The organism is Salinibacterium sp., from assembly GCF_031364185.1.
Lineage (GTDB): Bacteria > Actinomycetota > Actinomycetes > Actinomycetales > Microbacteriaceae > Rhodoglobus.
Map to the genome: position 1 here is coordinate 1 of NZ_JANLVV010000363.1, position 3,227 is coordinate 3,227.

A 3,227-nucleotide genomic window follows, 5' to 3' on the forward strand; every position below is an offset into this window, starting at 1 on the left:
TTCCACCGCCATCAATATGCTCGCTCGGCGATGTCGACGAGCGCGCGATGAACCTGCCTCGCATTCGCTTCGTGAAGCAGGGCCGCTGAGTGATGTCCGTTGGCACTGAGCTCGCTGAAGACGCTGTCATCGGACAGCACGTCGTCAAGTGATTGGGCAAGCCGGGCGTTGTCCGAGAACAGGAGCGCGTTGTAACCATCGAGCACCTCGTATCGGATCTTCTCGTTGGTAACGCCCATATAGACAGCGCCCAGTGACATCAGCGCGAGCGGCTCGAGGCTGTGCTCGTATTTGTTGAAACTGATGATCGCCCGCGGCGCCAGAGCGGCGATCTCCGAAACGTGCTCAGGCGTGAGGAACGACTCTCGGAAGTGGGTCACCGACGCGCCAAGACGCTTAGCGACGCTGTCAACAGCGGCGCGCTCAGCGGCGCTGGCATTGATGACGACGACGACCCCCGGGTCCGCAGCGGCTAGCACGGGCGGCCGAAGAACAGGAGGAATGATGGCCCGCGACTCCCACGCGCTGTGAGCGGCCAGGCGGTCGGAGGACCACCGGTTGGGCGGGAGATAGTCAAACTCCGGGCGGTAGGCGGCAGAGACGGAGCGCCTCTCGTCATCGACCAGATCGGCGCGGTCGGCGTCAATCCCGGGAAGCAGGTAGACCGGAATCCCACCCGACTGGGCCGCCAACCACGCCGTCTTCGCGGCACCGCGATCTGTGGCCACCACGATGATCCCAAGGGTCTCGAGGCGCTCGACCAGATCCTCGTCTATCTCGCCCGCGACTTCGTGGACACTTGTCTCTATACCGATGGCGGCTAGTTCCGTAGCTAGTTCCGCGACGTACTGACGCCACAGGGGCGTTGATGCCGCAGACGTCAGGAAGCTCACCGCGGGAAGCGTTGTGAGCCCGCGTTCGATAACCATCGGCGCCCACCTTCGCCAGAAGTAGCGCATCGATCCGAGCTCGCGTTTGTTTTGGCTGTAGCCGCGGGTGGCAGATTCGTGATGGATAAGTTTGGCGGAGGGCTCGTACCAGCTTCGGAATCCCGCCTGCCACGCCCGCAGACCGAAATCCACATCTTCGAAGCCAAGCCAGAACTCCTCGTCCAAGCCACCGATTGCCTCGATGACTTCTCGACGTACGTATACGCAAGCGCCAGATACCGATCGAATGAACCACGGTTTATTCGCTAGCGGGTCGTTAGCTGAGCGTCCGACGTATAGGTGCCCGTACCATTGCGGCGCGAGACGACGCGCGTAATAGGTGCCGCCGTACTGGATGAGACCGTCAGGGTAGACAAGCATCGGGGAGACAAGACCGACCTTGGGGTTCGTGTAGGCGGCGCGCTGGAGCGCGTCGAGCCACCTCGGTTGGCAGACCGTGTCGCTGTTCAAGAGCACGACATCCCATTGCGCTTCTTTGATGCCTATATTTACGGCCTTTGCAAACCCGCCCCGCTGCTCGCGGTAGATCACCCGTACCCGGCCGCCTACCAGCTGTCCCAGCTTCTTTCGGTTCTCCGGCTCACAGAAATCGTCGACTATGAGCACCTCGTATTCGAATCCGTTGCACGTGCGCTCCACGCTGGCTAGGCACTCCGTGAGGAAAGGAAAGTCGTTGTAGCTCGGGATAACGATGCTTGCGGGCTTGCGCTCGGAGTAAGCCTCGGGCTCCGGTCCGCGCATCCGTCGCCCGAATAGAGCGCCGCCCAACGCACTGCGCGCTGCAATTTGCACCCCGCGGGGGAGCGAGCGGTAAATCATTCGAGAGACACGGGAGGTGATCGCGGGCATTCGGGACCTTTCGAAAAGCCGCTCAGACCAGGAACTTATAGCGCGCTTCCATCTTCTTTGCAACGACGTTCCAAGTGTAACCTCGAGCGGTCTTGAGCCCTGCCACCCGAAGCTTCTGCTGCAACGCGGTATCGCCCAGCAGTCGGCGGATTGCCTTGGCCAGAGCCGCGGGGTCATCCTGCTCGACCATGATGCAGTTCATCCCGTCGACGCAAAAGTCACGGTTGCCGTGGGAATCGGTGGTGATAACCGGGCAGCCTGCAGCCATAGCTTCAAGGACTGGAAGGCAGAAACCTTCGTGACGGGACGTCTGCACGAATACCGTCGCGCGATTGTAAAGCTCGTTAATTTCGGCATCGGTCGGCTTGACGACGTACTCAATCCCTTCGTCGCGAGCAATCTCGGGCTCAAAGCCATAGAGCAGCATGGAAGGGCGCTCTGACCCCATCGACCGCCACGCGGTGAGTGTCATAGCAAAATTCTTCTGGAAGAACGTGCGGCCAACCGCCATAATTGAGCCGGTCGGGCGCGTCACCCCGGTCGGGAAGAACTTGGCGTCGTCGTACGCGCTTGAGATTACTGTTGCCGGCACTCCGATCGATGCGAGCTCCTCGGCCTGGTACTGGGCGATAGTGACGTGGTCCATCTCCAACCGGTAGCTGGCCGCGACGGCGGCTTGTCCCACGGGGTCGTCGGGGTAAAACCAAGTTTCAAATTCCTGCACGTAGAAGACGGCAATGCCCGTGTTGACCGCCGACAACCAAACGACTTGCGCCGTCTCCCACCATGTGGCGACCTTGATGGCATCCTCCCCAGAAAGAGCCGCTTGAAGATCTTGGTAGTTCTCGAACGTGACAATCGGGGTGCGGGATGTCGTCCAGTCGGGTGGCCCTTGCAGGCTCCAGATCTGAACGTCGTGGCCAAGATCGAGAAGGTGTTCCGATTGCTCAAACACAGTTCGGATTCCGCCACTGATCGTGGTCGCGAGCAGGACATAGATGACCCTGATCCTGCCCGCCAAATCCCGCACCGGCCGATCGGTGAGCCAGCGAAGATCTTCGGGTGAGGTACCAGGAACGACGATCGGGGCGCTCGCCAGACTCACCATGGGAAAAGCGAGAGCACGCCACCCTTGCTGCCACGAACTTCTCAGCAACTCGCGCAACTGGTCGTGCAACTCGCCACTGGCACCGCGGAGGGTGGCGTTGCGAAGTGTCTCGCTTCGAAGGTACAGGCCGTGCTTGGGGGCCGAGAGTACGTAGCGCGGGATGCTCGCCTGACCCAGGTCACCTCCTCTGCGTGCGGACGCCACCCAGACCCGGTTGTGGAGATCCCATTCGAATCCGTTGATCAGATCGCCGGTCTCTCGAACAGCAAGTTGCGGGGTGACAGCCCCCACTCGTCCGTCGGTGAGTTCATATCGGCGGG

2 protein-coding genes are annotated in these 3,227 nt (G+C 61.2%); both read right to left on the bottom strand.

The window, feature by feature from the left end:
• Positions 1 to 11 precede the first annotated feature (11 nt).
• Positions 12 to 1,799, bottom strand: coding sequence for a glycosyltransferase family 2 protein (locus RMN95_RS15880; protein WP_309617880.1), 1,788 nt, complete (start codon positions 1,797 to 1,799; stop codon positions 12 to 14).
• Between the two features lie 22 nt (positions 1,800 to 1,821).
• The coding region (locus tag RMN95_RS15885; RefSeq protein ID WP_309617881.1) for a glycosyltransferase family 4 protein at positions 1,822 to 3,227 on the bottom strand (1,406 nt) is incomplete at its 5' end.